The sequence below is a fragment of the Caballeronia sp. INML3B genome (assembly GCF_023631305.1).
Classification (GTDB): domain Bacteria; phylum Pseudomonadota; class Gammaproteobacteria; order Burkholderiales; family Burkholderiaceae; genus Caballeronia; species Caballeronia turbans.
Window position 1 is genome coordinate 1 of sequence record NZ_JALQDI010000097.1, and the last position, 1183, is coordinate 1183.

Below are 1183 nucleotides of genomic sequence, written 5' to 3' on the forward strand. Positions count from 1 at the left end.
AAATGACTGACGTAGTGATCGTATCGGCCGCGCGTACGGCGGTAGGCAAGTTCGGCGGCTCGCTCGCGAAGATCGCGGCGCCGGAACTGGGCGCAACGGTAATCAAGGCTGTTCTGGAGCGTGCCGGCGTGAAGCCGGAGCAGGTGAGCGAAGTGATCCTCGGCCAGGTGCTCGCGGCAGGCTCGGGCCAGAACCCGGCGCGTCAGTCGCTCATCAAGGCCGGCTTGCCCGACATGGTTCCCGGCATGACGATCAACAAGGTCTGCGGCTCGGGCCTGAAGGCGGTGATGCTCGCGGCGAACGCGATCATCGCGGGCGATGCGGAAATCGTCATCGCGGGCGGTCAGGAAAACATGAGCGCCGCGCCGCACGTGCTGCCGGGCTCGCGCGACGGCTTTCGCATGGGCGACGCGAAGCTCATCGACACGATGATCGTCGATGGCCTGTGGGACGTCTATAACAAGTACCACATGGGCACGACCGCGGAGAACGTCGCGAAGGAGTTCGGCATCACGCGCGAGCAGCAGGACGCGTTCGCGGCGCTGTCGCAGAACAAGGCGGAAGCCGCGCAGAAGGCGGGCCGCTTCGACGACGAAATCGTGCCGATCGCGATTCCGCAGCGCAAAGGTGAGCCGCTGCAGTTCAACACCGACGAATTCGTGCGCCACGGCGTGACGCCCGAAGCGCTCGCGGGCCTGAAGCCGGCGTTCTCGAAGGAAGGCACGGTGACGGCGGCGAACGCGTCGGGCATCAATGACGGCGCGGCGGCGGTCGTCGTGATGTCGGCGAAGAAGGCCGAGGCGCTGGGCCTCACGCCGCTCGCGCGCATCAAGGCGTACGCGAATGCGGGCGTCGATCCGAAGATCATGGGCATGGGCCCGGTGCCGGCATCGAAGCGCTGTCTGGAGCGCGCGGGCTGGTCGGTGAACGATCTGGACCTGATGGAAATCAACGAGGCGTTCGCGGCGCAGGCGCTGGCGGTGCACAAGCAGATGGGCTGGGATCAGTCGAAGATCAACGTGAACGGCGGCGCGATCGCGATCGGTCATCCGATCGGCGCATCGGGCTGCCGGATTCTCGTCACGCTGCTGCACGAGATGCAAAAGCGCGATGCGAAGAAGGGCCTGGCGTCGCTGTGCATCGGCGGCGGCATGGGTGTGGCGCTGGCGGTGGAACGTCTGTA

The 1183-nt window shown here is 66.3% G+C and carries 1 protein-coding gene; it reads left to right on the top strand.

The features are described 5' to 3' along the window. Positions 1 to 2 precede the first annotated feature (2 nt). Positions 3 to 1183: acetyl-CoA C-acetyltransferase (locus tag NCS58_RS34040; RefSeq protein ID WP_061122030.1), on the top strand; the 1181-nt coding region annotated here is incomplete at its 3' end.